The organism is Candidatus Accumulibacter similis, assembly GCA_013347225.1.
In the GTDB taxonomy this organism is placed as follows: Bacteria; Pseudomonadota; Gammaproteobacteria; order Burkholderiales; family Rhodocyclaceae; genus Accumulibacter; species Accumulibacter similis.
Genome location: CP054595.1, coordinates 4,529,813 through 4,553,981, shown reverse-complemented (window position 1 = coordinate 4,553,981; position 24,169 = coordinate 4,529,813). Strand labels below are relative to the sequence as shown.

Annotated in this window: 15 protein-coding genes and 3 pseudogenes; 11 read left to right on the top strand and 7 right to left on the bottom strand. The window is 66.0% G+C overall.

Annotation, left to right across the window (positions count from 1 at the left end; genetic code table 11):
* Positions 1-2: 2 nt before the first annotated feature.
* The 4 genes from HT579_20100 to tkt form a co-directional block, all read right to left on the bottom strand.
* Complete coding sequence (locus HT579_20100) at positions 3-1,067, bottom strand: fructose-bisphosphate aldolase class II (protein ID QKS31016.1); 1,065 nt, start codon at positions 1,065-1,067, stop codon at positions 3-5.
* A gap of 117 nt (positions 1,068-1,184) precedes the next feature.
* Positions 1,185-2,624, bottom strand: a complete 1,440-nt coding sequence (pyk, locus tag HT579_20095; protein ID QKS31015.1) for a pyruvate kinase — start codon at positions 2,622-2,624, stop codon at positions 1,185-1,187.
* Between the two features lie 69 nt (positions 2,625-2,693).
* A complete protein-coding gene (gap, locus tag HT579_20090; protein QKS31014.1) occupies positions 2,694-3,692 on the bottom strand; it encodes a type I glyceraldehyde-3-phosphate dehydrogenase in 999 nt (332 codons plus the stop codon).
* A gap of 22 nt (positions 3,693-3,714) precedes the next feature.
* On the bottom strand, positions 3,715-5,730 hold the full coding sequence (gene tkt, locus HT579_20085) for a transketolase (protein ID QKS31738.1): 2,016 nt from the start codon (positions 5,728-5,730) through the stop codon (positions 3,715-3,717).
* 408 nt (positions 5,731-6,138) lie between these two features.
* On the opposite strand from tkt, the gene HT579_20080 reads away from it, so the two are divergent.
* The 4 genes and pseudogenes from HT579_20080 (at position 6,139) to HT579_20065 (ending at position 12,842) form a co-directional block, all read left to right on the top strand.
* Entirely contained in the window at positions 6,139-7,518 is a 1,380-nt protein-coding gene (locus tag HT579_20080; GenBank protein ID QKS31013.1) for a ribulose-bisphosphate carboxylase, read from the top strand.
* A gap of 87 nt (positions 7,519-7,605) precedes the next feature.
* Positions 7,606-8,415: a CbbQ/NirQ/NorQ/GpvN family protein gene (locus tag HT579_20075; protein QKS31012.1), complete on the top strand. Its 810-nt coding sequence runs from the start codon at positions 7,606-7,608 to the stop codon at positions 8,413-8,415.
* Between the two features lie 16 nt (positions 8,416-8,431).
* The gene (locus tag HT579_20070; protein ID QKS31011.1) at positions 8,432-10,720 is read left to right on the top strand and encodes a VWA domain-containing protein; all 2,289 of its coding nucleotides are present in this window, start codon (positions 8,432-8,434) and stop codon (positions 10,718-10,720) included.
* Positions 10,721-10,758: 38 nt separating this feature from the next.
* Positions 10,759-12,842, top strand: a pseudogene (locus HT579_20065) (DEAD/DEAH box helicase).
* 203 nt (positions 12,843-13,045) lie between these two features.
* Here the strand turns inward: HT579_20065 and HT579_20060 are convergent.
* Both HT579_20060 and HT579_20055 read right to left on the bottom strand, forming a co-directional pair.
* Positions 13,046-13,327 carry a hypothetical protein gene (locus tag HT579_20060; protein ID QKS31010.1) on the bottom strand — a complete coding sequence of 94 codons (282 nt, stop codon included), beginning with the start codon at positions 13,325-13,327 and terminating at the stop codon, positions 13,046-13,048.
* 147 nt (positions 13,328-13,474) lie between these two features.
* A pseudogene (locus HT579_20055) lies at positions 13,475-13,792 on the bottom strand (transposase).
* 146 nt (positions 13,793-13,938) lie between these two features.
* Here HT579_20055 and HT579_20050 point away from each other — a divergent pair.
* From HT579_20050 to HT579_20020, 7 genes and pseudogenes are all read left to right on the top strand, one after another.
* Positions 13,939-14,982 carry a phytanoyl-CoA dioxygenase family protein gene (locus HT579_20050; GenBank protein QKS31009.1) on the top strand — a complete coding sequence of 348 codons (1,044 nt, stop codon included), beginning with the start codon at positions 13,939-13,941 and terminating at the stop codon, positions 14,980-14,982.
* A 205-nt stretch (positions 14,983-15,187) separates the two neighbouring features.
* Positions 15,188-15,655 (top strand): hypothetical protein, encoded by a 468-nt coding sequence (locus HT579_20045; GenBank protein QKS31008.1) that lies wholly within the window; start codon positions 15,188-15,190, stop codon positions 15,653-15,655.
* A gap of 7 nt (positions 15,656-15,662) precedes the next feature.
* A pseudogene (locus tag HT579_20040) lies at positions 15,663-19,181 on the top strand (N-6 DNA methylase).
* Positions 19,182-19,314: 133 nt separating this feature from the next.
* Positions 19,315-19,959, top strand: a complete 645-nt coding sequence (locus tag HT579_20035) for an HNH endonuclease (GenBank protein ID QKS31737.1) — start codon at positions 19,315-19,317, stop codon at positions 19,957-19,959.
* Positions 19,953-20,897, top strand: coding sequence for a DUF3696 domain-containing protein (locus tag HT579_20030; protein QKS31007.1), 945 nt, complete (start codon positions 19,953-19,955; stop codon positions 20,895-20,897). The genes HT579_20035 and HT579_20030 overlap by 7 nt, the downstream gene beginning before the upstream one ends.
* A gap of 684 nt (positions 20,898-21,581) precedes the next feature.
* A complete protein-coding gene (locus HT579_20025) occupies positions 21,582-22,313 on the top strand; it encodes a DUF1194 domain-containing protein (protein QKS31006.1) in 732 nt (243 codons plus the stop codon).
* 131 nt (positions 22,314-22,444) lie between these two features.
* Positions 22,445-22,846, top strand: a complete 402-nt coding sequence (locus HT579_20020; protein ID QKS31005.1) for a TM2 domain-containing protein — start codon at positions 22,445-22,447, stop codon at positions 22,844-22,846.
* A gap of 426 nt (positions 22,847-23,272) precedes the next feature.
* Here the strand turns inward: HT579_20020 and HT579_20015 are convergent, their stop codons facing one another.
* Entirely contained in the window at positions 23,273-24,166 is an 894-nt protein-coding gene (locus tag HT579_20015) for a cobalamin-binding protein (GenBank protein QKS31004.1), read from the bottom strand.
* Positions 24,167-24,169: the final 3 nt, after the last annotated feature.

Genomic DNA, 24,169 nt, shown 5'->3' with positions numbered 1-24,169 from the left:
GATCAGACGACGGTCTGCCCGAGCTCACCGCTGCGGTAGCGTTCGGCCATCCGTTCAAGCGGGATTACCTTGATCCGGCTCGCCTGGCCGGCGGTGCCGAAGGCCTCGTAACGCGCGCGGCAGATCTTCTTCGCCGCCTCACGGGCCGGCTTGAGGTAGTCGCGCGGGTCGAACTTGGCTGGGTTCTCGGCGAAATAGCGGCGAATCGCGCCGGTCATCGCCAGGCGGATGTCGGTGTCGATGTTGACCTTGCGGACACCGTGCTTGATGCCGGTGACGATCTCTTCGACCGGCACGCCGTAGGTCTCCTTCATGTCGCCGCCGAACTCGCGAATCTCCTCGAGCAGTTCCTGTGGCACCGACGACGAGCCGTGCATCACCAGGTGGCAGTTCGGGATGCGCTGGTTGATCTCACGGATGCGGTCGATCGCCAGGATGTCGCCGGTCGGCTTCTTGGTGAACTTGTAGGCGCCGTGCGAGGTGCCGATGGCGATCGCCAGCGCGTCGCACTGCGTCTGCCTGACGAAATCGGCTGCCTGCTCGACGTCGGTCAGCAGTTGCTCGCGGGTCATGGTGCCTTCGGCACCGTGACCGTCCTCCTTGTCGCCGCGCATCGTTTCGAGCGAGCCGAGGACACCCAGTTCACCCTCGACCGAGACGCCGATGGCATGAGCGAACTCGACCACCTTGCTGGTGACCTCGACGTTGTACTCGTAGGAAGCCACGCTCTTGCCGTCGGCCATCAGCGAGCCGTCCATCATCACCGACGAGAAGCCGGAGCGGATGGCGGCCATGCAGACGGCGGGCGACTGGCCATGGTCCTGGTGCATGACGATCGGGATGTGCGGATAGGCTTCGAGTGCCGCCAGAATCTGGTGGCGGAGGAAGGGCTCTCCGGCATACTTGCGGGCACCGGCCGAGGCCTGCATGATCACCGGCGCGTCGACCTCGGCGGCGGCCTCCATGATGGCCCACACCTGCTCCATGTTGTTGACGTTGAAAGCGGGCAGACCATAGCCGTTCTCGGCGGCGTGGTCGAGCAATTGACGCATCGATACGATTGGCATGATTGGTTTCTCCAGTTGTTGCCCGCGGGGGCGGGCAGGGCAGGCAGCCCGAACGGCTTGCCGGGAAGGACGGTCCGACCGGAGTGTTCAGGATTCGTCGAAGCTTCGCTGCCCCCGTCAGACCTGGTAAGCCTGGCGATCGCCGACGCGGACGATCTTCAGCGTATTGGTACTGCCGCTGCTGCCCATCGGGTCGCCGGCAGTGAGGACGATGAAGTCTCCCTTTTCGACGATGCCGGCGTTGGTCAGCAGTTCTTCGGCGTCGTGCAGGAGTTCATCGCGGGTGGTCGGTCGCTGCGTCATGAACAGCGGATAGACGGCCCGGTAAAGGCACATCTTGGTCAGCGCCTCCGGGCGCGGGGTCAGCGCGTAGACCGGGACGCCACAGTTGAGGCGGCTCATCCAGAGCGCCGTCGCCCCGGATTCGGTTAGGGCAGCGATCGCCTTGACCTTGAGGTGGTGCGCCGTCCAGATCGCGGCCAGCGAAATGGTCTGGTCGATGCGCGTGAAGACCTGATTGAGGAAGGCGCTGTCGAGAGTGACCTCGGCCGATTTTTCCGCCGCCTGGCAGATCCTGGTCATCGCTTCGACGGTTTCGACCGGATACCTGCCGGAAGCCGTTTCGGCCGACAGCATCACGGCATCGGTGCCATCGAGGACGGCGTTGGCGACGTCCGAAACCTCGGCCCGCGTCGGCGTCGGCGAGAGGATCATCGACTCCATCATCTGCGTCGCGGTGATCGCCAGCTTGTTCTTCTCACGCGCCATCTGGATCATGCGTTTCTGCAGTGCCGGCACCGCCGCATCGCCCACCTCGACCGCCAGATCGCCGCGCGCCACCATGATGCCGTCCGACGAGGCGATGATCTCCTCGAGCGCCGCCACCGCCTCCACCCGCTCGATCTTGGCGATGGTCAGCGCCTGACCACCGGCGGCGTGGATCAACTGCTTGGCCATGTACATGTCGGCGGCACTCTTGGGGAACGAGACGGCGACAAAATCGACGCCGATGCTCGCCGCAGTGCGGATGTCGTCCATGTCCTTGGCGGTCAGCGCCGGTGCCGAAAGGCCGCCGCCCTGGCGGTTGATTCCCTTGTTGTTGGAGAGTTCGCCGCCGTGGCGGACGACGGTGAAGATCTCGCTGCCGACGACCCGTTCGACGTCGAGGACGATGCGTCCATCGTCGAGCAGGAGTACACTGCCGGCCGAGACGTCTCGCGTCAGGTCCTTGTAATCGAGCCCCACGCGTTCGCCATCGCCCAGCTCGCAGCGCGAGTCGAGGATGAAGCGCGCACCCTGTTCGAGCCAGATCTTCCCTTCGGCGAACTTGCCGACGCGGATTTTCGGCCCCTGCAGGTCGGCGAGAATACCCACCGGCCGCTGCACGCGGGCCGCCACTTCGCGCACCAATTGCGCGCGCGCGATGTGGTCGTCGGCCGAACCGTGCGAGAAGTTGAGGCGCACGACATCGACGCCGGCACGAATCATCCGTTCGAGGACTTCGCTGCTCGACGATGCCGGACCAAGGGTGGCGACGATCTTGGTATCTCGTGACATGTCTCTTCTGTTGTCTGTTGGTGTCGGTTGCAGCAAGCGGGGCGCCCGCGGGCGCCCCTTTTCACTCGATCAGCGAGTCATCACCCGGACCATTTCGAGCACCTTGCACGAGTAGCCCCACTCGTTGTCGTACCACGAGACGATCTTGACGAAAGTCCCGTCGAGCGCCATGCCCGCTTCGGCATCGAAGACCGAGGTGCAGCTCTCGCCGCGGAAGTCGGTCGCCACGACCTTCTCGTTGGTGTAGCCGAGAACGCCCTTCATCGGACCCTCGGAAGCGGCCTTCATGGCGGCGCAGATCTGCTCGTAGGTGGCCTCGTTGCTCAATTCGCAGGTCAGGTCAACAACCGACACGTCCGAGGTCGGCACGCGGAAAGCCATGCCGGTGAGCTTCTTGTTGAGCTCGGGGATGACCTTGCCGACTGCCTTGGCGGCACCGGTCGAGGACGGGATGATGTTCTCGAGAATGCCGCGGCCGCCGCGCCAGTCCTTGTTCGACGGACCATCGACGGTCTTCTGGGTGGCGGTGGCAGCATGGACGGTAGTCATCAGGCCGCGCTTGATGCCCCAGTTGTCGTTGAGGACCTTGGCCACCGGTGCCAGGCAGTTGGTGGTGCACGAAGCATTCGAGATGATCGTCTGGCCGGCGTAGGTCTTGTCGTTGACGCCGAACACGAACATCGGCGTGTCATCCTTGCTCGGGGCGCTCTGGATCACCTTCCTGGCGCCGGCGGCGATGTGCTTCTGGCAGGTGTCGAGGGTCAGGAAGAGGCCGGTCGATTCGACGACGACGTCGGCGCCGACTTCATCCCACTTCAGCTCGGCGGGATCCTTGACGGCGGTCAGGCGGATTCTCTTGCCATTGACCACCAGCGTGTTGCCGTCGACGGAAATGTCACCGTCGAAGCGGCGGTGGACCGAATCGTACTTCAGCATGTACGCCAGATAGTCTGGCTCGAGCAGGTCGTTGATGCCGACCACCTCGATGTCCGGGAAGTGCTTGACGGCAGCGCGAAAAACCATGCGGCCGATACGGCCAAAGCCATTGATGCCCACCTTGATAGTCATTGAAACGGTCTCCTTGGAAAAATTACAGCAGTGATTTCACGATCCTGACCACATTGGCCACGGTGAAACCGAAAGAGTCAAACAACTGGTCGGCGGGTGCCGACTCTCCAAATCGATCGATGCCGAGCACGGCACCGTCGAGTCCAACGTACTTGTACCAGAAGCTGCTCACCCCGGCCTCGATCGCCAGCCGCGGTATGGCGCGTGTCAGAACGGCGTCGCGATAGGCTGTCTCCTGGCGGTCGAAAGCCTCAACGCAGGGCATCGACACCACGCGTGCGGCGATACCGTCGGTCGCCAGCGCCTGCTGCGCATCGAGCGCCAGGCGAACCTCGGAGCCGGTGGCGATCAGGATGACCCGCGGCGCCGGGCGGTCCGCCAGCACGTAGCCGCCACGGCGGATCGCGGAAGCGGCGGCGGCGCTGCTGACGACAGGCAGATTCTGCCGCGAGAGGGCGAGAATCGTCGGCCCGTCGCGGCGCTCGATGCCGGCCACCCAGGCGATCGCGGTCTCAACGGCGTCGGCTGGCCGCCAGAGGTCGACGTTCGGGATCAAACGCAGGCAGGCGAGATGCTCGATCGGCTGGTGTGTCGGTCCATCCTCGCCGAGGCCGATCGAGTCATGCGTGTAGACCATGATCTGCCGCAGCCTCATCAGCGCCGCCATGCGGATGGCGCTGCGCGCGTAATCGGAGAACACCAGGAAGGTGGCGGTGTAGGGAATCAGGCCGCCGTGCAGCGCCAGGCCGTTGGCGATCGCCGTCATGGCGAACTCGCGCACGCCATAGTAGATGTAGTTGCCGCCCTGTTGGCGAGCGATTGCCTGCGCGCCCGGCCACCAGGTCAGGTTGGATCCGGTCAGGTCTGCCGAGCCACCCACCAGCTCCGGCAGTTGCGGCGCCAAGGCAGCGATTGCGTTCTGCGAGGCCTTGCGCGTGGCGACGCCCCCGGCACTGACGGCGCCGGCCAGGCAACCGGCAACGGTATCCTGCCAGCCGGTCGGCAGTTCGCCCTGCATGCGGCGGCTGAACTCGGCAGCCTGCTCGGGGAAGGCCGCGGCATAGGCGGCGAAGCGCGTCTGCCAGTTGCTGTGCAAGAAACCGCCGCGGACGCGGCCGTCCCACTGTTCATAGACCTCGACGGGAATGTCGAAAGGGGCGTGCGGCCAGTCGATGTGCGCGCGCGTCGCGGCCACTTCGGCGGCGCCGAGCGGCGCGCCGTGCGCGTCGTGGCTGCCCGCCTTGTTCGGTGCGCCAAAGCCGATCTGTGTCCGGCAGCAGATCAGCGTCGGCCGCTCGCCAGTGGTCCGTGCGGCGAGCAGCGCTTCGTCGATCGCCTGTGCGTCGTGGCCGTCGACGCCGGCGATCACCTGCCAGCCATAGGCTTCGAAGCGCTGCCGGGTATCGTCGGTGAACCAGCCCGCGACCTGACCGTCGATCGAGATGCCGTTGTCGTCGTAGATGGCCACCAGCTTGCCGAGTCCGAGGGTGCCGGCGAGCGAGCAGGCCTCGTGCGAGATTCCCTCCATCAGGCAGCCGTCGCCGACGAAGACGTAGGTCATGTGGTTGACGACCTCGTGTCCGGGCCGGTTGAATTCGGCGGCGAGCAACCGTTCCGCGATCGCCATGCCGACGGCGTTGGCGAGTCCCTGCCCGAGCGGGCCGGTGGTCGTTTCGACGCCGGCAGTGTGGCCGACCTCGGGGTGGCCCGGAGTCCGCGAGCGGAACTGGCGGAACTTCTTCAGGTCGTCGAGCGAGACGTCGTAGCCGCTGAGATGCAGCAGGGCGTAAAGCAGCATCGAGCCGTGTCCGTTCGAGAGGACGAAGCGGTCACGGTCGGGCCAGCCGGGATCGGCCGGGTCATGGCGCAGGTGGCGGCGCCAGAGTACTTCCGCGATTTCGGCCATTCCCATCGGCATCCCTGGGTGACCGGAGTTGGCTTGCTGCACCGCGTCCATCGCGAGGGCGCGGATGACGCTGGTCAAGGGGGCAAATGGTGTGGGCACGATGCTTCGCGGATCCGGGAGGGGAGGTTGAATCGCATGCGCGGATTATCCGCCAAAAGCGGTACTTTTGCCACCTTCCTCGCCGCAGCCCTGACGGCCGCTTGCGACTCCGGCCGCCAGGTCGGCTGCTCGGCAGGCGGGGCCGGCTGCCGCGGCTCGTCGTCGACAACCTTCACGGTGGCATGGCCGGGGCGTCTCAAAAGAAAGTTATAGCTAACGATAATACGCAAAAAGTTTAACTTTAAATAATCTATTTTGCCGCCTAAACTGCTCGCACTCCGATCCGCAGACCATCACCCATGACCCCTGGTCCCGAGACGGCACTGAAGGATTCGCGGCCGGGCCTGCTTGCCGCTGCGGCCGCCGGGACGCCGACGCTGATCACCGTCGATTCGTGCCTGAAGGATCGCTCTTTTTCACATCCACGCAAGGGAGACCAACATGGACCAATCGAATCGTTACGCCGACCTCGGCCTCCGCGAAGAGGACCTGATCCAGGGTGGCCGGCACATCCTCGTCGCCTACAAGATGAAGCCGAAGGCCGGTCACGATTACCTGCCGGCAGCCGCCCACTTCGCTGCCGAATCGTCGACCGGCACCAACGTCGAGGTGAGCACGACGGACGACTTCACGCGTGGCGTCGACGCGCTGGTCTACCACATCGACGAAGCCAGCGAGGAGATGCGCATCGCCTATCCGCTCGAACTCTTCGACCGCAATGTCACCGACGGCCGCATGATGATCGTCTCCTTCCTGACGCTGTGCATCGGCAACAACCAGGGAATGGGCGACATCGAGCACGCCAAGATCTACGATTTCTACGTCCCGGAGCGCGCGCTGCAACTCTTCGACGGGCCGGCCAAGGACATCTCCGATCTCTGGCGCATCCTCGGACGGCCGATCCGCGACGGCGGCTACATCGCCGGCACGATCATCAAGCCGAAGCTTGGCCTGCGCCCGGAACCCTTCGCCGCCGCCGCCTACCAGTTCTGGCTCGGTGGCGACTTCATCAAGAACGACGAGCCGCAGGGCAACCAGGTGTTCGCGCCGATGAAGAAGGTCATGCCACTCGTCTACGATGCGATGAAGCGGGCGCAGGACGAAACCGGTCAGGCAAAGATCTTCTCCGCCAACATCACCGCCGACGACCATTACGAGATGTGTGCGCGTGCCGACTACATCCTCGAGACCTTCGGCCCGGATGCCGACAAGGTGGCCTTCCTCGTCGACGGCTATGTCGGCGGCCCCGGCATGGTCACCACCGCTCGCCGGCAATACCCCAACCAGTATCTGCACTACCACCGTGCCGGACATGGCGCCATCACCTCGCCGAGTTCGAAACGCGGCTACACCGCCTATGTCCTGGCCAAGATGGCGCGGCTGCAGGGGGCCTCGGGGATACACGTCGGCACCATGGGCTTCGGCAAGATGGAAGGCGACGCCGATGACCGGGCGATCGCCTACATCATCGAACGCGACGAGTACCAGGGTCCCGCCTACTACCAGAAATGGTACGGCATGAAGCCGACGACACCGATCATCTCGGGCGGCATGAACGCCCTGCGCCTGCCGGGTTTCTTCGCCAACCTCGGTCACGGCAACGTCATCAACACCGCGGGTGGCGGCTCTTACGGCCACATCGACAGCCCGGCCGCCGGCGCGATCTCGCTGCGCCAGGCCTACGAGTGCTGGAAGGCCGGCGCCGACCCGATCGAATGGGCGCGCCAGCACCGGGAGTTCGCCCGCGCCTTCGAATCGTTTCCCGGCGATGCCGACATGCTCCATCCGGGCTGGCGCGACCGGCTCGGCGTGCATCGTTGAATCGGGCGGCGGGCAGCCGCAGGGAGACGGACCGATGACAGGCAGCCGCGCGGCGGCGTTCGCCCGCCGGCTCGGCAGGAGCAGGCAATGACCGACAGCGAGCAGTACCGGGTGCGCCAGGAACCCTTCTACCGCCAGCAGGACAACGAGGTCGCGCTCTATGCCGCAGCCTACGCCGCCCGCCTGCCGGTGATGGTGAAGGGGCCGACGGGTTGCGGCAAGTCGCGCTTCATCGAATACATGGCCTGGAAGCTCGACCGGCCGCTGATCACGGTGGCCTGCAACGAGGACATGACCGCCTCGGATCTGGTCGGCCGCTACCTCCTCGAAGCCGGCGGCACGCGCTGGCTCGACGGTCCGCTGACCACCGCCGCACGCATCGGCGCCATCTGCTATCTCGACGAGATCGTCGAGGCACGCCAGGATACGACCGTCGTCATCCATCCGCTGACCGACCACCGGCGGACGCTGCCGCTCGACAAGAAGGGTGAACTGCTGCGCGCGCATGCGGACTTCCAGCTCGTCATCTCGTACAACCCCGGTTACCAGAGCCTGATGAAGGATCTCAAGCAGTCGACCAAGCAGCGTTTCACCGCTTTCGACTTCGACTACCCGGAGGCCGAGCTCGAAGCGACGATCCTCGCCAGCGAAAGCGGCATCGATCACGCGTTGGCGACGCAGCTCGTTGCCGTCGCCGCTGCCGCGCGCCGCCTCAAGGGCCATGGTCTCGACGAAGGCGTGTCGACGCGCCTGCTCGTCTATGCGGCGACGCTGATCCGGAACGGGGTCGCTGGCGGCGACGCCTGCCGCATGGCGCTCGTGCGTCCGATCACCGACGACCGCGACATCCGCGATACGCTCGAGCACGCGATCGACGCCATCTTCGCCTGTGGCTGATGGCCGGATGGCCGGCATGACCCGCAGCGAGGCACTCCCGGCGGAGCACCTGGCCGCCTGTCGTGCGCGGCTCGACTGCCGCCTGCCGCAGGTCGACGGCGTCTTCGCCGACTGCCTCGGCGAAGCCATCGCCGTCCTCACGCCTGCGGGCGTCGACGCCTACCTCGACTGCGCCCGCTTCCTCGGTCGCATCGGCCGTGGCGCCGAACCGCTGCTGGCCTTCCTCGAGGAATGGCCGGCAGTCGCCCGCAGCGTCGGCGAAGGGACGCTGCCGGTGGTGGTCGAGACGCTGCAGCGCTTGCACCGGTCGCCGAACGGCAAGGCCATCGCCCCGTTCCTGCAGAGCCTCGCGGCGGTGTCGCGGCGGCTTGCCGCCGGCGGGCAGTTGCAGCGCTACCTCGACCTCACGCTGCGCGTGATGGAGCAGACCTCGGGATCGATCCACGGCATCCACAAGACGTTCGCCAGCCCCTGCCTGCCGGACTTCCTCGTCCATGCACCGACGCTGCTCGCCAGTCTGAGCATTGCCGGCCTGACGAACTGGGTCGACTACGGGGTGCGCAACTACGCTGCCCACCCCGAACGCCAGCGCGACTACTTCCGCCTGCAGTCGGCCGACAGCCGCGCCGTTTTCCAGCGCGAGCGGCACGGCACCCTGCTGGTCGACCACGAGCGCCTGCTCGATCTCTATCTGCGCGGCCTCTGGGGTGAGCAGGCGCTGCTCGTCCCCTACGCCACGGCCAGCGAAGCCGCCAACCCGGCGTCGCCGATGCCGCCCGCGCAGCCCTACGACGACGCGGGCGGCATCCGCCTGCCCGACGTCCTCGACGACGCCTGCGGCGTCAGCGGCATCGACCGCTATCGCGCCGCACTGGCACACATCGCCGGCCACCGGCGCTGGAGCACTCCACTCGTCGCCGACAACCTCAGCCCGATGCAGCGCCTGGCGGTCGAGACCTTCGAGGACAGCCGCATCGACACGCTGATCGTCCGCCGCTACCCGGGCATGCGGCGCATCTTCGGCGCGCTGCATCCGCGCCCGGTCGCCGGTGCCTGCGACCCGCAACGCTTCTCCTGCCTGCGCCATCGCCTGGCCGTGCTGTCGCGTGCCCTGCTCGATGGCGAATACGGCCACGCCGACGGAGATCTGTGCGAATTCGTCGCCCGCTTCCGGCGTGTGCTTGCCGATGGCGAGGCGAGCAGCCAGGCGATGGCCGACCTGGCGCTCGCCTGCGTGGCTCGCACCCGCCGGCAGAGCGACCAGTTGCCCAACGTGTACTTCACCGATACGCTGGTCGACTACCGCGACGACAACCGCCATCTCTGGCGCTTCCACGAACTCTCCGACGACGAGGAGATGTTCGCCGAACACCGTCCGGCGAGCGCCAGCGCCGAAATCGACCGCCTGCCGCCGCGCCATTACCCGGAGTGGGACCATCACAGCCAGAGCTACCGCCCCGACTGGGTGAGCCTCTACGAATCGCTGCACCCGTCGGGTGACGCGGCGCTGATCGACCGGCTGCTCGACCGGCACGCCACCCTCGCCCGACGGCTCAAGCGCCTGCTCGAAATCCTCAAGCCGCAGGAACGGGTTCGCCTGCGCTTTCAGGAGGATGGCAGCGAACTCGACGTCGACGTCGCCGTCCGTTCGCTGATCGACTGCCGCTGCGGCGTCACGCCCGATCCGCGGATCAACATGAGCCACCGCAGCAACGGCCGCAACCTCGCCGTCCTGCTGCTCCTCGACCTCTCCGAGTCGCTGGCCGACAAGGTCGGCAGCGGCGATGGCGAGCAGACGGTGCTCGAACTGAGTCAGGAGGCCGTGTCGCTGCTCGCCTGGTCGATCGATCAGCTCGGCGACCCCTTCGCCATCGCCGGCTTCCATTCGGATACCCGGCACGACGTCCGCTACCTGCATCTCAAGGGCAGCAGCGAGCCCTGGGGCGACGCCGTCAAGCGCCGCCTGGCGGCGATGCAGGCTGGCTATTCGACGCGCATCGGTGCCGCTCTGCGGCACGCGGCGCATTACCTCGCGGCGAGCAGGGCGGAGAAGAAGCTGCTGCTGGTCCTTACCGACGGCCGGCCGTCGGACGTCGACGTGTCCGACGGCCGGCTGCTGATCGAGGACGCGCGCAAGGCGGTCGGCGAACTCGACCGACAGGGGATCTTCAGCTACTGCATCAGCCTCGACGCCAAGGCGGACGATTACGTCGGTCACATCTTCGGTCACCACTACTCGGTCATCGACCGCATCGAACGGCTGCCGCAGCGGCTGCCGGAATTGTTCATGGCGCTGACGCGCTGAGGGCCCGCGGCCGCGCACACGCGCCCAATCTCAAGTAGATTACGTGCTCGCGCTGTGGTCGCTGCCGCAGCGCCGCAACAATCGCCGGGAGCAGGGTACTCAAGCTGCGTAGCGGCGCCGGCCCGTTCCGCAGCTTCGGCAACATCGCCGTCGAGCCGCGCGCCTACCAGCTTGTGCCGCTGCTCATGGCGCTCAAGCAGGCGGTCGTGTGGCTGCTGGTCGCCGACGACGTCGGCATCGGCAAGACCATCGAGGTGGCGCTGATCGTCCGCGAGCTGATCGACCGCGGCGAGATCGCCCGCCTGTCCGTCCTCTGCCCGCCGCACCTGTGCGAACAATGGCAGCGCGAACTCAGGGATCGCTTCCACATCGACGCCGTCGTCGTGCGCAGCACCGCCGCCGCCCGCCTCGAGCGCGGCCTGCCGGCGAACCAGTCGGTCTTCGAGGCCTACCCGTACACGGTGGTCAGCCTCGACTACATCAAGTCCGACCGCCGGCGCGACGAATTCCAGCGCGCCTGTCCCGAGTGCGTCATCGTCGACGAGGCGCACACCTGCACGGTCAGCGGCCAGGGGCGCCAGCAGCGCTACACCCTGCTCCGCGGTCTCGCCGAAATCACCTACCAGCTCACCGGCGCCTGGGGTCGCCTGTTCGATGAAGTGCTCACCTATGCCCGCGCGCTGGTCGAACGCGCCGAGGGCCAGGGAGCATTGCGCCAGCGGATGAGCTGGTGGGCGGCGCTCGCCCTGCTGCGCTGCATCTCCTCGTCGCCCGCGGCGGCGGTCAACGCGCTGCGTACCCGGCTGGCCGACGGCGTGCTGGGCGAGGGCGCCGACGAAGCGCAGAGCCTCGACGAGGCCGAGGCGCAGGGTCGCGAGCGCATCCTCATCGCCACCGACTGCCTCTCCGAAGGCATCAACCTGCAGCACCTGTTCAGCGCCGCCGTCCATTACGAGCTGTCGTGGAACCCGACCCGTCACGAGCAGCGCGAAGGCCGCGTCGACCGCTTCGGCCAGAAGGTGCGCGAAGTCCGCACGACCATGCTCTTCGGCCGCGACAATCCGGTCGACGGCGCCGTGCTGCACGTCATCCTGCGCAAGGCCGAAAGCATCCGCAAGGAACTCGGGGTTCTGGTGCCGATGCCCGACGACGAGGGCAAGCTCACCCAGGCGTTGGTCGGCGCCGTGCTGCTCCGGAAGGGAAGCGTCGCCACGGCCTCCCGACAGCAGTCCCTCGACTTCGGCCAGCCGGCGGTCGCGATCGAGACCGCCTGGCAGTCAGCCCGCGAGCGGGCGGCGCGCAAGCGCACCCTGTTCGCCCAGCGCCGCCTCAAGCCCGAGGACGTCCTGCCCGAATGGCAGAAGACGCTCGCCGTGCTCGGTGGCGAAGACGACGTTGCCCGCTTCGTCCGCCGCGCCGCCGCCCGTCTTGGCGCCCCGCTGGAGGTCACGACCGGCGCCGCTCCGCCGGCCACTGGAAACTGCACGCCGGCAGCCTGAGCTCCGGCGCCCTGCGCGAACGGTTGGCCGGCGCAGGACTGGAAGGCACGCTGCGCATCGATTTCCATCAGCCGCCGGCGCCCGGCACGCTCTTCATCCACCGCACCCATCCGCTCGTCGCCTGCCTCGCCGACCACCTGCTCGAGAACCCGCTCGATGACGAGGCCGTCGCCGACGGCGCTGCCCACATCGCCCGTGCCGGGGCCATCTTCACCGTGGCCGTGTGTACGCGCACCGCCGTTCTGCTCCTGCGCCTGCGCCACCAGCTCACCGTCACCCACCGCGGGCACTCGCGCCTGCTGCTGTGCGAGGAAACCGTCACGGTGGCAGTCGCCGAACGGCAGGGTGACGGGCTGCTGGCCGGCGATGCCGTGCGCTCGTTGCTCGACGCCGAACCGGCGCGCAACATGCCGCCGCCCTTGCGCGACCATCACCTGCAGCAGCAGCTCGACCGCCTGCCCGCCCTGCAGCCTGCCCTCGAAAGGCTGGCCCACGAGCGCGCCCAGACGCTCCTCGAGGACCACCGCCGCGTCCGCGAAGCAGCGCGCGGCAGCGGCGAATACCGCGTCACCCCGAGTCTGCCGGTCTATGTGATGGGGGTCTTCGTGCTCGTGCCGGCGTAGCGCAATTGTCGTCCAACCATCTGTTTTATAGAACAATTCGATTGCCACATGCGATAGCGCAAGAAAAGTTGCACAACAGCCACGAATGCAATCGTTACCACCCAACGCTCTGTATTTGTTGAAATTGCTGGTCGTTGTCACATTAAGCAGTTACCATCATGCTTAATGTGACATCTTAGGGTTGCACTTGACTGCTTATGTCGTCAGCACTCGAAATCCCCCTGCAGGAGGTCCAGCGCCGTCTGAGCGTCGATAACCCGTGGTGGAAAGGGGGCGCCGGCATTGATGCCGACGAGGCGGGCTGGCCCCGGCGCGACTACTTTCCCCATTTCGCTCACCTGGTACAGGAAACCGGGGTGCGGCGGGCGGTCGTGCTCATCGGGCCGCGGCGGGTGGGCAAGACCCGCAAGACGAGGCTGGCGACCCCCTCCCGTTACCTCGCCACCGACATCCACAGCCTCAGCGATGAATTCTTCAAGGCTCATGATGGATTCCGGGTTGTTCGCTCAAGAGCCACCCCAAGAGGGATTCTTGTGGTCGTAGCCCCACGCAGGCCGGCGGCAGTAGATGTCTACTCGCCGGTCAGCACGAGGGTGCCCGGCGCGATGGTCGTCTGGATCAGGGGGTGTATTCTGAACGTCGTCCTTGTTCAGGTCCAGTTCTTTGCTGATTTGGCTGTTCGACAAGTTCAACCCCTTGAAATACAGACACAAGATCCAGGTGCGCAAGGGTAGGTGATGGCTTTCAAAGACCATACCCGTCAGGTCGTCAAAGCACCGCCCACAGGGCTTGCAGCGGTACCGCTGCCGATCTTCCTGGGTGTCATAGCGACCGAACTCGATGACGTGCTCGTTCTCGCAATGCGGACACAAAACACCCTCCGGCCAGCGCAGGCTCCGAACGACTTCGAAACACTTGGCATCGTTGATGAGATCGTGAATCTTCACCAGCCCAGCTCTGGCAGTGCTCGTCACCAGCACGCTTCCTTCTCCCAGGTGTTCTTTCCCAGGAGAGCATACGCAATGGCTTGCCCCTTGTTTAGTCCACGTGTCGCGCTACGTGCCATTGCACCAACCCGGAATCCAGAACGAGCCAAATGAAAAATATATGGCTCGCAAAATTGACGAAATTGGCGTTGTTGCCGTGGCATGTTTTGCAATTGGCAACGCATACCAAATCTTTCCAAGCAAACCCGGTTATCGGCAATTCAACGCTCAATAAGCTCGGTTTGCATTTGTGGCGGCGAGTATTGGCGGATAAAATGGCGCGCTATCGGCGCAGCAAACTCGATGCATTCATGACCGATTCAGAACGCGAATCCTATGCCACATACGGTTATTTCATTCGCCGCCAAGCATTGCCGGAAGCTGACTTTAATGGTTTGTTGCAGGAAATCGAGCAACTGCGCGAACTCGGCTGGGAAATGCGCCAAGGACGAGCGGTCACGCGCCGTATCAGTCTCGATGACGATGTGCTGGCAACCCATCCATATTGCCGGCAAGTGGTGAAGGATAAAGACATTAACCGCTTGATCGAATACGCCGCTTCTTACCAAGGTTCTCCGACATTTGAATTGCAATCGATCATCGTTGATCCCCAACAAAATGAAACCGATCCGCAAACCGTGTTTCATGCCGATACTTTCCATGCTACGTCAAAAGCCTGGCTGTTTTTACATGATATCAATGATGATGAGGGACCTTTCGCTTATGTTCCGCGTTCGCATATTTTAACGCCCGAGCGTTTGGCTTGGGAAAAGGAACAAAGCATCATGGCGAGCCAATGCAGCGAGCAAATGCACCGCGAAGGATCATTCCGCATCTCTGAAGAAGAAATGCAAGGCATGGGCTTGATGCCGCCGGTGCGTTTTGCTGTCAAAGCGAATACCTTAATTATCGCTGATACCTCAGGTTTTCATGCGCGCTGCCCCAGCCTGAAGCCCAGCCACAGAGTAGAGATCTACGCCTCGCTGCGGCGCAATCCTTTCATTCCATGGTGCGGAGGCCATCTTTATGCCTTGCCTTATATCGCCGGCCGCCATACAATGCTCGATATCAAAATCAAGCAGTTGACACAATCTGCCAAAGGTACTTGGAAAGCGTTTGATAAGGTCGGCGCTTACGATGCGGAGAATGTTTGATGGAAATTTAATTCCTAGGCACCTCTGCCGGGATCCCGACAAAGACTCGCGATGTTTCCGGTAATGCCGTCAAATGCGAAGACGGCAAATTCTCAATTACCTGAAGCAACATGCCCATATCGGCAAGCAGCGCCTGTCCGAATACCTCTAATACCTCGAAGCGGCTTTCCTCATTGGCCGCGTCCATCGCATCGACGAGAGCGCCTTGCGCCTGCAGCGCGCCCGCAGCGTCAAGGTCTACCTCACCAACCCCTCGGTGCGAGCCGCCCTTTTCGGGTGTGTCGGGGCGGAAGACCGCGCCATGGGCAATCTCGCCGAAACCGCCGCCTGGAGCCAGTCGCGGCACGACGCCTCGGCCAGCCTCTCGCTTCATTGCGCCCGCTGGAAGGCCCGTCGGCAGGACCTGGAAGTGGATATCGTCTCGCTCGACCCGCGAACCCAGAAGCCCCGCTGCGCCGTCGAAATCAAGTGGTCCGACCGCATTCCCCGCCAGTTGCAGGAACTGCGCGGCATCAAGGCCCTGGCCAGCCGGCATCCGCTCGCCCGCCGCCCCCTGGTCACTACCCGCACCTGGACCGGCACGGCCGACCTCGACGGCGTGCCGGTCGAGTCTGCGCCGGTTGCCCTGCACTGCTACACCATCGCCCGCAACCTGCTCCGTTTTCGCACCTGACCCGCCCATGGCCCGTCGCTCGAGCACCGAACTCGCGTTCACCGCCCTGACCATCGAAGGCGGCCTGCTGGCGCCCGACTTCCTCAACCGGATCGCCCACCTCGAAGCCGAGGAGCAGTCGGAGAGCGACTGCGACGTCCCGCGCGGCCTCAAGCTGCGCGACGAGATCGGCCGCTACTGGAAGATCGCGCAGAACCTCTGGCAGGACTTCGCCGCCCGCCGCGAACGCGCCGATCTCGACGCCGGCAAGGGGTGAGCGCCCACGACTTCCTCGAACCCTTCTGCCGCCGCGTGCTTGGCTTTGCGGACATCAGGCGGGTCGGCCCGGTGGTCATCGGCGAGCGCAGCTTCCCCATCGGCCATGCCGCGGTCGACGGCCGCGTGCCGCTTGTCTTCGCCGGTCACGGCCAGCCGCTCGACAAGCCGGGCAGCCGGCACGGCGACGGCACGCGCCGCCGTTCGCCCTTCCTGCTTGCCCAGGAGGTTCTCAATGCCAGCCACGCCTCGCTCTGGGCCATCGTCAGCAACGGCCTCAAGCTGCGCGTCCTGCGCGATAACGCCAGTCTGACCCGGCCCGCCTACATCGAGGCCGATCTCGAAGCCGTCTTCAGCGAAGGCCTCTACCGCGATTTCGCCGCTCTCTGGCTGCTCGCCCACGCCACGCGTTTCGGTCAGGCCGGCGCCGAGCCGGCTGACTGCCCGCTCGAACACTGGCGCTAAACCGCCCAGGAAGTCGGCATCCGCGTCCGCGACCGGCTGCGCGAAGGCGTCGCCGCTGCCCTGCGTGTGCTTGCTACCGGCTTTCTCTCCCACCCGGCCAACGGCGAGTTGCGCCGCCGCATCGAAAGCGGCGAGCTGGGCACCCAAACCTACTTCGAGCAACTGCTGCGCCTCGTCTACCGCTTCATCTTCCTCGCCACCATGGAGGATCGCGAACTCGTCTTCGCACCCGAGGCCAGCGGCGAGGCCCGGGCGCGCTACCTCGCCGGCCACAGCCTCGCCCGCCTGTGCCGGCTGGCCGCCCGGCGGCGCAGCTACTATCGCCATGCCGACCTCTGGCAGGCGCTGGCCATCACCTTCGCCGGCCTCGGTGGCGGCCAGCCGGCGCTTCGCCTGCCGGCGCTCGGTGGCCTCTTCGACGCCGCGCAATGCGCGGACCTCGACGCCGCCCAGCTCGACAACCAGTCGCTGTTCAGCGCGCTCTTCGGCCTCTGCTTCTTCCGCGACGGCGCCGCGCTGTCGCGCGTCAATTACTGCGACATGGATTCCGAGGAACTCGGCAGCGTCCACGAAAGCCTGCTCGAACTGGTGCCCGAACTGACCCTGAGCGCCAGCGTTCGCCGCTTCGGCTTCATCGGCGACGCAGCGGCACAGGCCGGGGGCAGCACCAAGGGCAATGCGCGCAAGCTCAGCGGCTCGTATTACACGCCCGACAGCCTGGTGCAGGAACTGATCAAGAGCGCGCTCGACCCGGTGATCGCGCAAACGCTGGCCGCCCACCCGCGGCAGCCGGTACAGGCGCTGCTCGAACTCTTCGTCTGCGACCCGGCCTGCGGTTCGGGCCACTTCCTCCTTGCAGCCGCCCGCCGCATCGCCGAGGAAGTCGCCCGGCTGTCCGCGACCGACGGTAGCCCGCTGCCCGCCGATTACCGCCACGCGCTGCGCGAGGTCGTCGCCCATTGCGTCTACGGTGTGGACAGGAATCCGCTCGCCGTCGAACTCGCGCCCCGCCTTGAACCTCGCCCTCGGCTTCGACGCTGCGCCCGAGGCCGCCGCGCGTGCCGCGCAGACGGCGCAGACCCTTCACTGGCGGCAGGCCTTCCCGCAGGTGCGGGCGAAGGGCGGCTTCGCGGTGCTGCTCGGCAACCCGCCGTGGGAACGGATCAAGCTGCAGGAGGAGGAGTTCTTCGCCAGCCGCAGCCCGCTGATCGCCGAGGCGCCGCACAAGGCCGAGCGCGGTCGGCGCATCGAACTGCTGCGCGAAGGCATGCTGCTGCATAGGCTCTATCCGGAAGTCGAAGCGGCGCAAGGTCTGGCGCCGCCCAACGTCGCCGAGCAGGTCCTGCACGCCGACTTCCTCGTCGCCCTCCGCATCGCCGAGGCGGCCAACCTGTTGGCCCACGATTCGGGGCGCTACCCGTTGACGGGCGTCGGGGATGTCAACACCTACGCGCTGTTTGCCGAGACCTTTGCGCAACTGGTCCGTGATGAAGGGCGGGCCGGTTTCATCGTACCGACCGGCATCGCCACCGACGACGGCACCGAGGCCTATTTCGGCGACCTGACCCAGAGCGGGCGGCTGGCCAGCCTCTACGACATCGAGAATCGAGAGCGCCTGTTTCCGGCAGTGGATAGACGCATGAAGTTCTGCCTGCTGACCCTCGGCCGCACCGTGGCCGCCGAGTTCGTCTGCTTCGCCACGCAGGCGGTGCAACTGGCGGAACCGCCCCGGAGGTTCCGGCTGACACCCGACGAATTCCGCCCGATCAACCCCAACACCCTGACCTGTCCTGTTTTTCCCAGCGAGCGCGATGCCGAGTTGACCAAGAAGGTCTACCGCGCCGCGCCGGTGCTGATCGCCGACGGCCCGCACGAGCGCAACCCGTGGGGCATCTCGTTCATGCGGCAACTGGACATGGCCAACGATAGGGGCCTGTTCCGCGACGCCCCGGCGCCCGGCCGACTGCCGCTTTACGAGGCCAAGGTGGTCCACCAGTTCGACCACCGCTGGGCGACCTGCGCTGCCGACGGATCGAGCAGCGATGTTGCAGTCGACGCCAAGCAGGACCCGAATTTTCGCGTCACGCCGCGCTACTGGGTCGATGCCACCGAAGTCGAATCCGGCCTGGCCGTTAAGGGCTGGTCGCGCGGCTGGCTGATGGGCTGGCGGGACATCTGCCGCGCAACCGACGAGCGCACGGTGATTGCGTCGGTGGTGCCGCGAGTAGGGGTAGGCAGCCAGATGCCGCTGATGCTGTTTGCGCCGCGGGAAGACATGCGTGCATTCGCCGCGTTGCTTGGCAATCTGTCTTCACTGACAGTGGATTTCGTGGCGCGCCACAAGACAGGCGGCACGCCCATGAAGTATTTCGTCTTCAAGCAGTTGCCGGTGCTCCCACCCGACCGTTAGACCGACGCAGACCTCGCCTTCATCGTCCCGCGCGTCCTTGAACTGACCTACACCGCCCACGACCTCGCGCCCCGGGCAGCTGACATCGGCCACGCCGGCCCGCCATTCGCCTGGAACCCGGAGCGCCGCGCCCTCCTACGCGCCGAACTCGACGCGACCTGCGCTCGCCTTTACGGCCTCACCCGTGACGAACTGCGCTACATTCTCGACCCCGCCGACGTCATGGGCGCCGACTACCCCTCCGAAACCTTCCGCGTCCTCAAGAACAACGAAGCGCGCCAGTTCGGCGAACCAGACCTGCGCCGTGCATTTTTCCGGCAACGCGGCGGGCAACGCGGTGGAAATCGGCCTTGCGCCGAAGGCGCTGGCGCCGCTGCTCGGCCGGACGGAACGTGAGCTGTCCCAATGGCTGGGCGGCCATGCTGCCACCCGGCGCGGGCGCACCGTTTCCGGCCAGCGCGGCAGCTACCTGGTCGGGCTCGCCTTCGGGTCGCACCGCGACCTGGCAGCCTTCCTCGGCGCCTGGCAGATGTTTCGGCGGGGTGACGGGGAGACGGCCAGCGCCGTTGCAGCCGCGCCCAGCGCGCTGGTCGCGGCCCGCATCGAGAAGGCGGCGCTGGACGGGGGTTTCGACCGCACGCCGGAGCGGCACGGCGGCTGGCTGGTGATCGATTATTGGCAAGGGCGCTGCGCCGTCACCGGGCTCGACGTTCTGCCGCTGCTGCGCGCCTCGCACATCAAGCCCTGGGCGCCGTGCGACAGCGACGCCGAGCGTCTCGGCGTGTTCAATGGCCTGTTGCTGGCGCCGCAGCTGGATGCGCTGTTCGATGGCGGCTGGATCAGCTTCGACGACGATGGCGGGCTGCTGGTGAGCCCTGAACTGTCGGGCAAGCAGCAGGTGCGGCTTGGGGTGCAGCCGGGCTGGCGGCCGGCGGAGTTGGCCGCGCCACACATCGGCTACCTTGCCTGGCATCGTCGGCAGTTCTTCCGTCGAAGAACGAAGCTTCTGCCCTCAGCCAGCGTTCTTGCGGTCGGCAAGCGCCGAAGCTGCTGTGCGTCCTCGACAGGAATGCAACCCGCGAACTCGGCGAATATCGCAACCGCTGCCCAATGCGGGCAGTGTGGGATGCGCTGCATATTGCTGCCCGCTGAACGAAATGAGTCGTCATGCTGACCCGGATGCAGATCCAGAACTTCAAGGCGTGGAAGGACACCGAGATGGTTCCGCTCGCGCCGTTGACCGTGATTTTCGGCACCAACAGTTCCGGCAAGTCCAGCCTCGGCCACCTTCTGTTGGCCCGGAATCAGAACGCCGACTTCCTGGCCGACTTTGCGTTGCAGGCCGAAGAAATGCTGGAGCGCATGTATTACCTCGGACCGCTGCGCCAGTCGGCACGCCCTGTCTACCAGTGGGCGGGCGAGACGCCGCCGCATGTCGGGGTGCTTGGTGAGCATGCGATCGCCGCGCTGCTGGCGGCGACCGGGCAGGGGCGCAAGCTGAACCGCGCTCCGAGGCAGTGGCTGCAGCCGTTTGACGTGTTCATCGCTGGCTGGTTGCGCGACCTGGGGGTCATCGACAGTTTCGAGGTCCACCCGCTGGCCGAGGGGCGAAAGGACTACGAAGTCCTGGTACGGACCCATGCCAGGTCGCCAGTGGTCAAGCTGACGGACGTCGGGGTGGGCGTCTCGCAGGTGCTCCCCGCGCTGGTCCAGGCTTTCCATTCACCGCCCAATTCGGTGGTCTGGATGGAGCAACCGGAAATCCATCGGCATCCTTCGGCCCAGGCCAACCTGGCGGATGCCTTCATCAGCGCGGTGCAGTCCAACGAGAGCGGCAGCGCCCGCGGCACCCAGTTGATCATCGAGACCCACTCCGAGCATTTCCTCACGCGTTGGCAGCGCCGGGTCGCGGAGCGCCGGATCGAGGCGACCGACGTCGCGGTGTATTTCGCCAAGCCAGAAGGTGCGAGCGCGGAGCTGGAGACATTGCGCCTCAATGTCTGCGGTGAGATCGAAAACTGGCCAGTCAACTTCTTTGGCGACGAAATGGGCGACATCGCGGCGCGCACTCTTGAGGCGATCAGGCGTCAGGCCGCGCGGGAGACGGCATGACGCCGGCGATGTTTGCGAGGTGCAAGCCGGCCGCTTCTGGGGCACCGAGCGGCGTGACCGATGGGCCGGGAGCCTGGGCCTGTGTACCGTTCCCTCGCTGCTGCGTGGCTGACGGGACCATCCGGCTCCCGGGACAGGCGATTCGCCAACGGATCCCGCACTCCCGGACCGTCGCCGGCGCCTGCGACCCGCAACTGCGCGATCGCCCGGCCGAGCGGTCGCGCGCGCTGCTCGATGGCGAACACGGCTGCGCTGACCGCGAGGTGCACGATTTCGGTCACCGCTACTCGGTGATCGACCGCAACGAACGGCTGCCGCAGCGGCTGCCGGAGCGGGTCATGGCGCTGACGCGTCAGGCCAACGGCAGCGATCATTGGCCGAGGCGGCGATTCCTTTCTGGCTGGCGCACCGGCCGGGCAGGCGGATGCGCTTCTCATGGGGCAGCAGCAGCCGATCGGCCTTGCGGCGTCGCTCAGATCGCCCTGCATGGTTCCTGCTGCAGCCGCCGGCTGTCGATATAACTTACATCGATGCGTTTCCGAGCGCTTCCCGTCAGACCATAAGTTTTCTGGATCAACAACATAAGTTTTATGGCACGGATCATGCTTCAGTGCTCGCAGGGAAAGGCGTCTTTCCCTGCCCACGTCAACCCAGACCGACCATTCGCCATTGCGGAGAGAGAACATGAAACCCATCAAACATGCAGTCAAGTCCATCCTGGCGACGGCCGTACTCGCCGTTGGCGTCAGCAGCGCGCAGGCGGCCCCGACCACCGCCCTCTACCTGACGATGGACGGCTCCGGGAGCATCTCGGGCGCCCAGTTCACCCAGCAGATCACCTCGTACGTCACGGCCCTCAACAACGTTTTCACCGCGACCCCGGCGCTCTTCGGCAAAGTGGCGATTGGCGGCGGCATCTTCGGCGCCAACTTCTCGCAGTTCTTCGCGACGCAGGAGATCACCGATGCGACGATTCTCGGGAATCTGACGAGCGCCCTGAGCGCCCTCGATCCCGGTCGCGGCGGCATCAACACCGGTGCGACGGCGATCGGCGATGCGATCACCCTGTCCGCAAACGCGCTGACCGCCTATGAGACGAGCCTCGGGGCCGACATCAAGCTGCTGATCGACGTCACCACCGACGGTGCGAACAACCTTGGCAGCAACCCCGCAACGGTCGCCGACGCCGTCACACCCCCCATCGACTCGGTCAACTGCCTCGGTATCGGTGGTGCTGCCAATTGCAGCTGGGTTGGCACCTCCGGAACCAATTTCGGCAACGCCGCGGATTTCGTCGCCTTCCAGGGTGCCCTCGAAGCGAAGCTGAAGCAGGAGTTCGACGTTCCCGAGCCGGGCACGCTGGCGGTCCTCGGTCTTGGCCTCCTCGGTATGGTGGCTTCGCGCCGCAAGCAGTAGGCGAACCTCTGCCGCTCCATCGAGCCCCGCCGCGGCGGGGTTTTTTAATGCGTCATTGCTTCGAGCGAAACCCCCCGGCCGGACCGGGAAGGATTGACAATACACGCACTTGACGACACGGAGCGGTTCGCATGCAACAAAGGGACAATCACAGCAAACTCATCGGCTACCTGCTCTGGCTCTTCGGCTTTCTCGGCGCCCACCGTTTCTATTACGGCAAGCCGGTGACCGGGACGATCTGGTTCTTCACGCTCGGCCTGCTGGGCATCGGCTGGCTGATCGACCTGTTCCTGATCCCGGGCATGGACCGCGACGCGGACCTGCGTTTCCATTCCGGCGCCATCGACTACAGCGTCGCCTGGCTGCTGCTCACCTTCCTCGGCATCTTCGGCGTGCACCGGATGTATCAGGGCAAGTGGCTGACGGGCCTCCTTTACCTGCTCACTGGCGGGCTTTTCCTGGTCGGCGTCCTGTATGACTTCTGGACGATGAACCAGCAGATATCCCTGCGCAACGCCAGCCGGCCGGGCTGAGCCCTCAGCCCGACGGCACCGGCCGGCAGGCGAGAGGAACGCTCGCTGCCCGGTGCGGCGATCCCTCGCGGCGGGCACGTCCGGCAGGCGAACTCATGCAGATCGAATTGCTCGGCTGGCACGAGTCAGGCGGTGTCGAGGCGACCGTCCGATCCTGAGGCATGGCCGCTCGCCATCCTCCGCCATGGTGTTCGGTTGCGACGCATGGACCGCCAGCCCGGGCGCCCCGGCCTTCCCTGTCGGTCCGCCGTGATTGCCGGTTCGCGCAATCGATGTCACGTCGACAAGCGATCTGCGCCTGCGGGCGCTGGCAATGGAGGCCTTCGACAAAGCGGACATTCGTGAAAGAGGCGCGGGCACTGCGCGCCGATCTGCCGATGGGCGCAGCGGTTGTCGCGGTCATGCGGCCAGGCGATCACTTCTGCTTCAGGGCTGCGGTCGCCTGCTGCGGGCGACGTCGAGCGCGGCGCACAGCTTCTCGGTGCCGTCGAGGATGCGCGGCGTGTGCCGCTGCATGATGTCCGGGTTGATGTGGAAGAGGTTGCCGCGCCGCACCGCCGTCATGCCGGTCCACCGGTCCCAGTCGTGCAGCCAGTCGGGGCGCGCGTCGCCCATGCCGGTGGCGACGATGGCCTCGGGGTTGGCCGCCAGAACGGCTTCGACGCTGACCGTCGGCGACATCCGGCGCAGGTGGCCGAAGACATTCTCGCCGCCACACAGGCTGATGGCGTCGCTGATGATCTGCGGACCGCCGACGGTGGTCAGCGGCGCCTTCCAGATCTGGTAGAAGACCCGCACCACGGGCTTGCCGGCGTGCGCGGTCCGCAGCGCCGCCAGACGCTCGCGGAAGGCCGCGGCAGCGGCGCGGGCACTCGCCTGCGTGCCGGCCAGTTCGCCCAGACGTTCGATCTGGTCGGGTATTTCCGGCAGGGCGTTCGGTTGCGACACGTAGACCGGCAGGCCGAGGGCCCGCAGTTTGTCGACCTGGCTCATGTCGTTGCCGCTTTCCCAGGCGATGACGAGATCGGGTCGCAGCGCGACGACAGCTTCCAGGTCGACTCGCGAGTAGCCGCCGACGCGGGCCAGCCGCCTGGCCGGCGGCGGATGGTCACTGTAGTCGACGGCGCCCACCAGATGGCCGCCGGCGCCGGCGGCGTAGAGCATCTCGACGATGTGCGGCGCGAGGGCGACGATGCGCGCCGCCGGTGCCTTGAGCCGGACCGTCGTGCCGACATCGTCGCGCACGACGGTCTCGCCGCGCGCCTGCGGCAGCAGGACGATGCCGGCGATGCAAACGAGGCAGTGGCTCAGGAAGCGCATGGC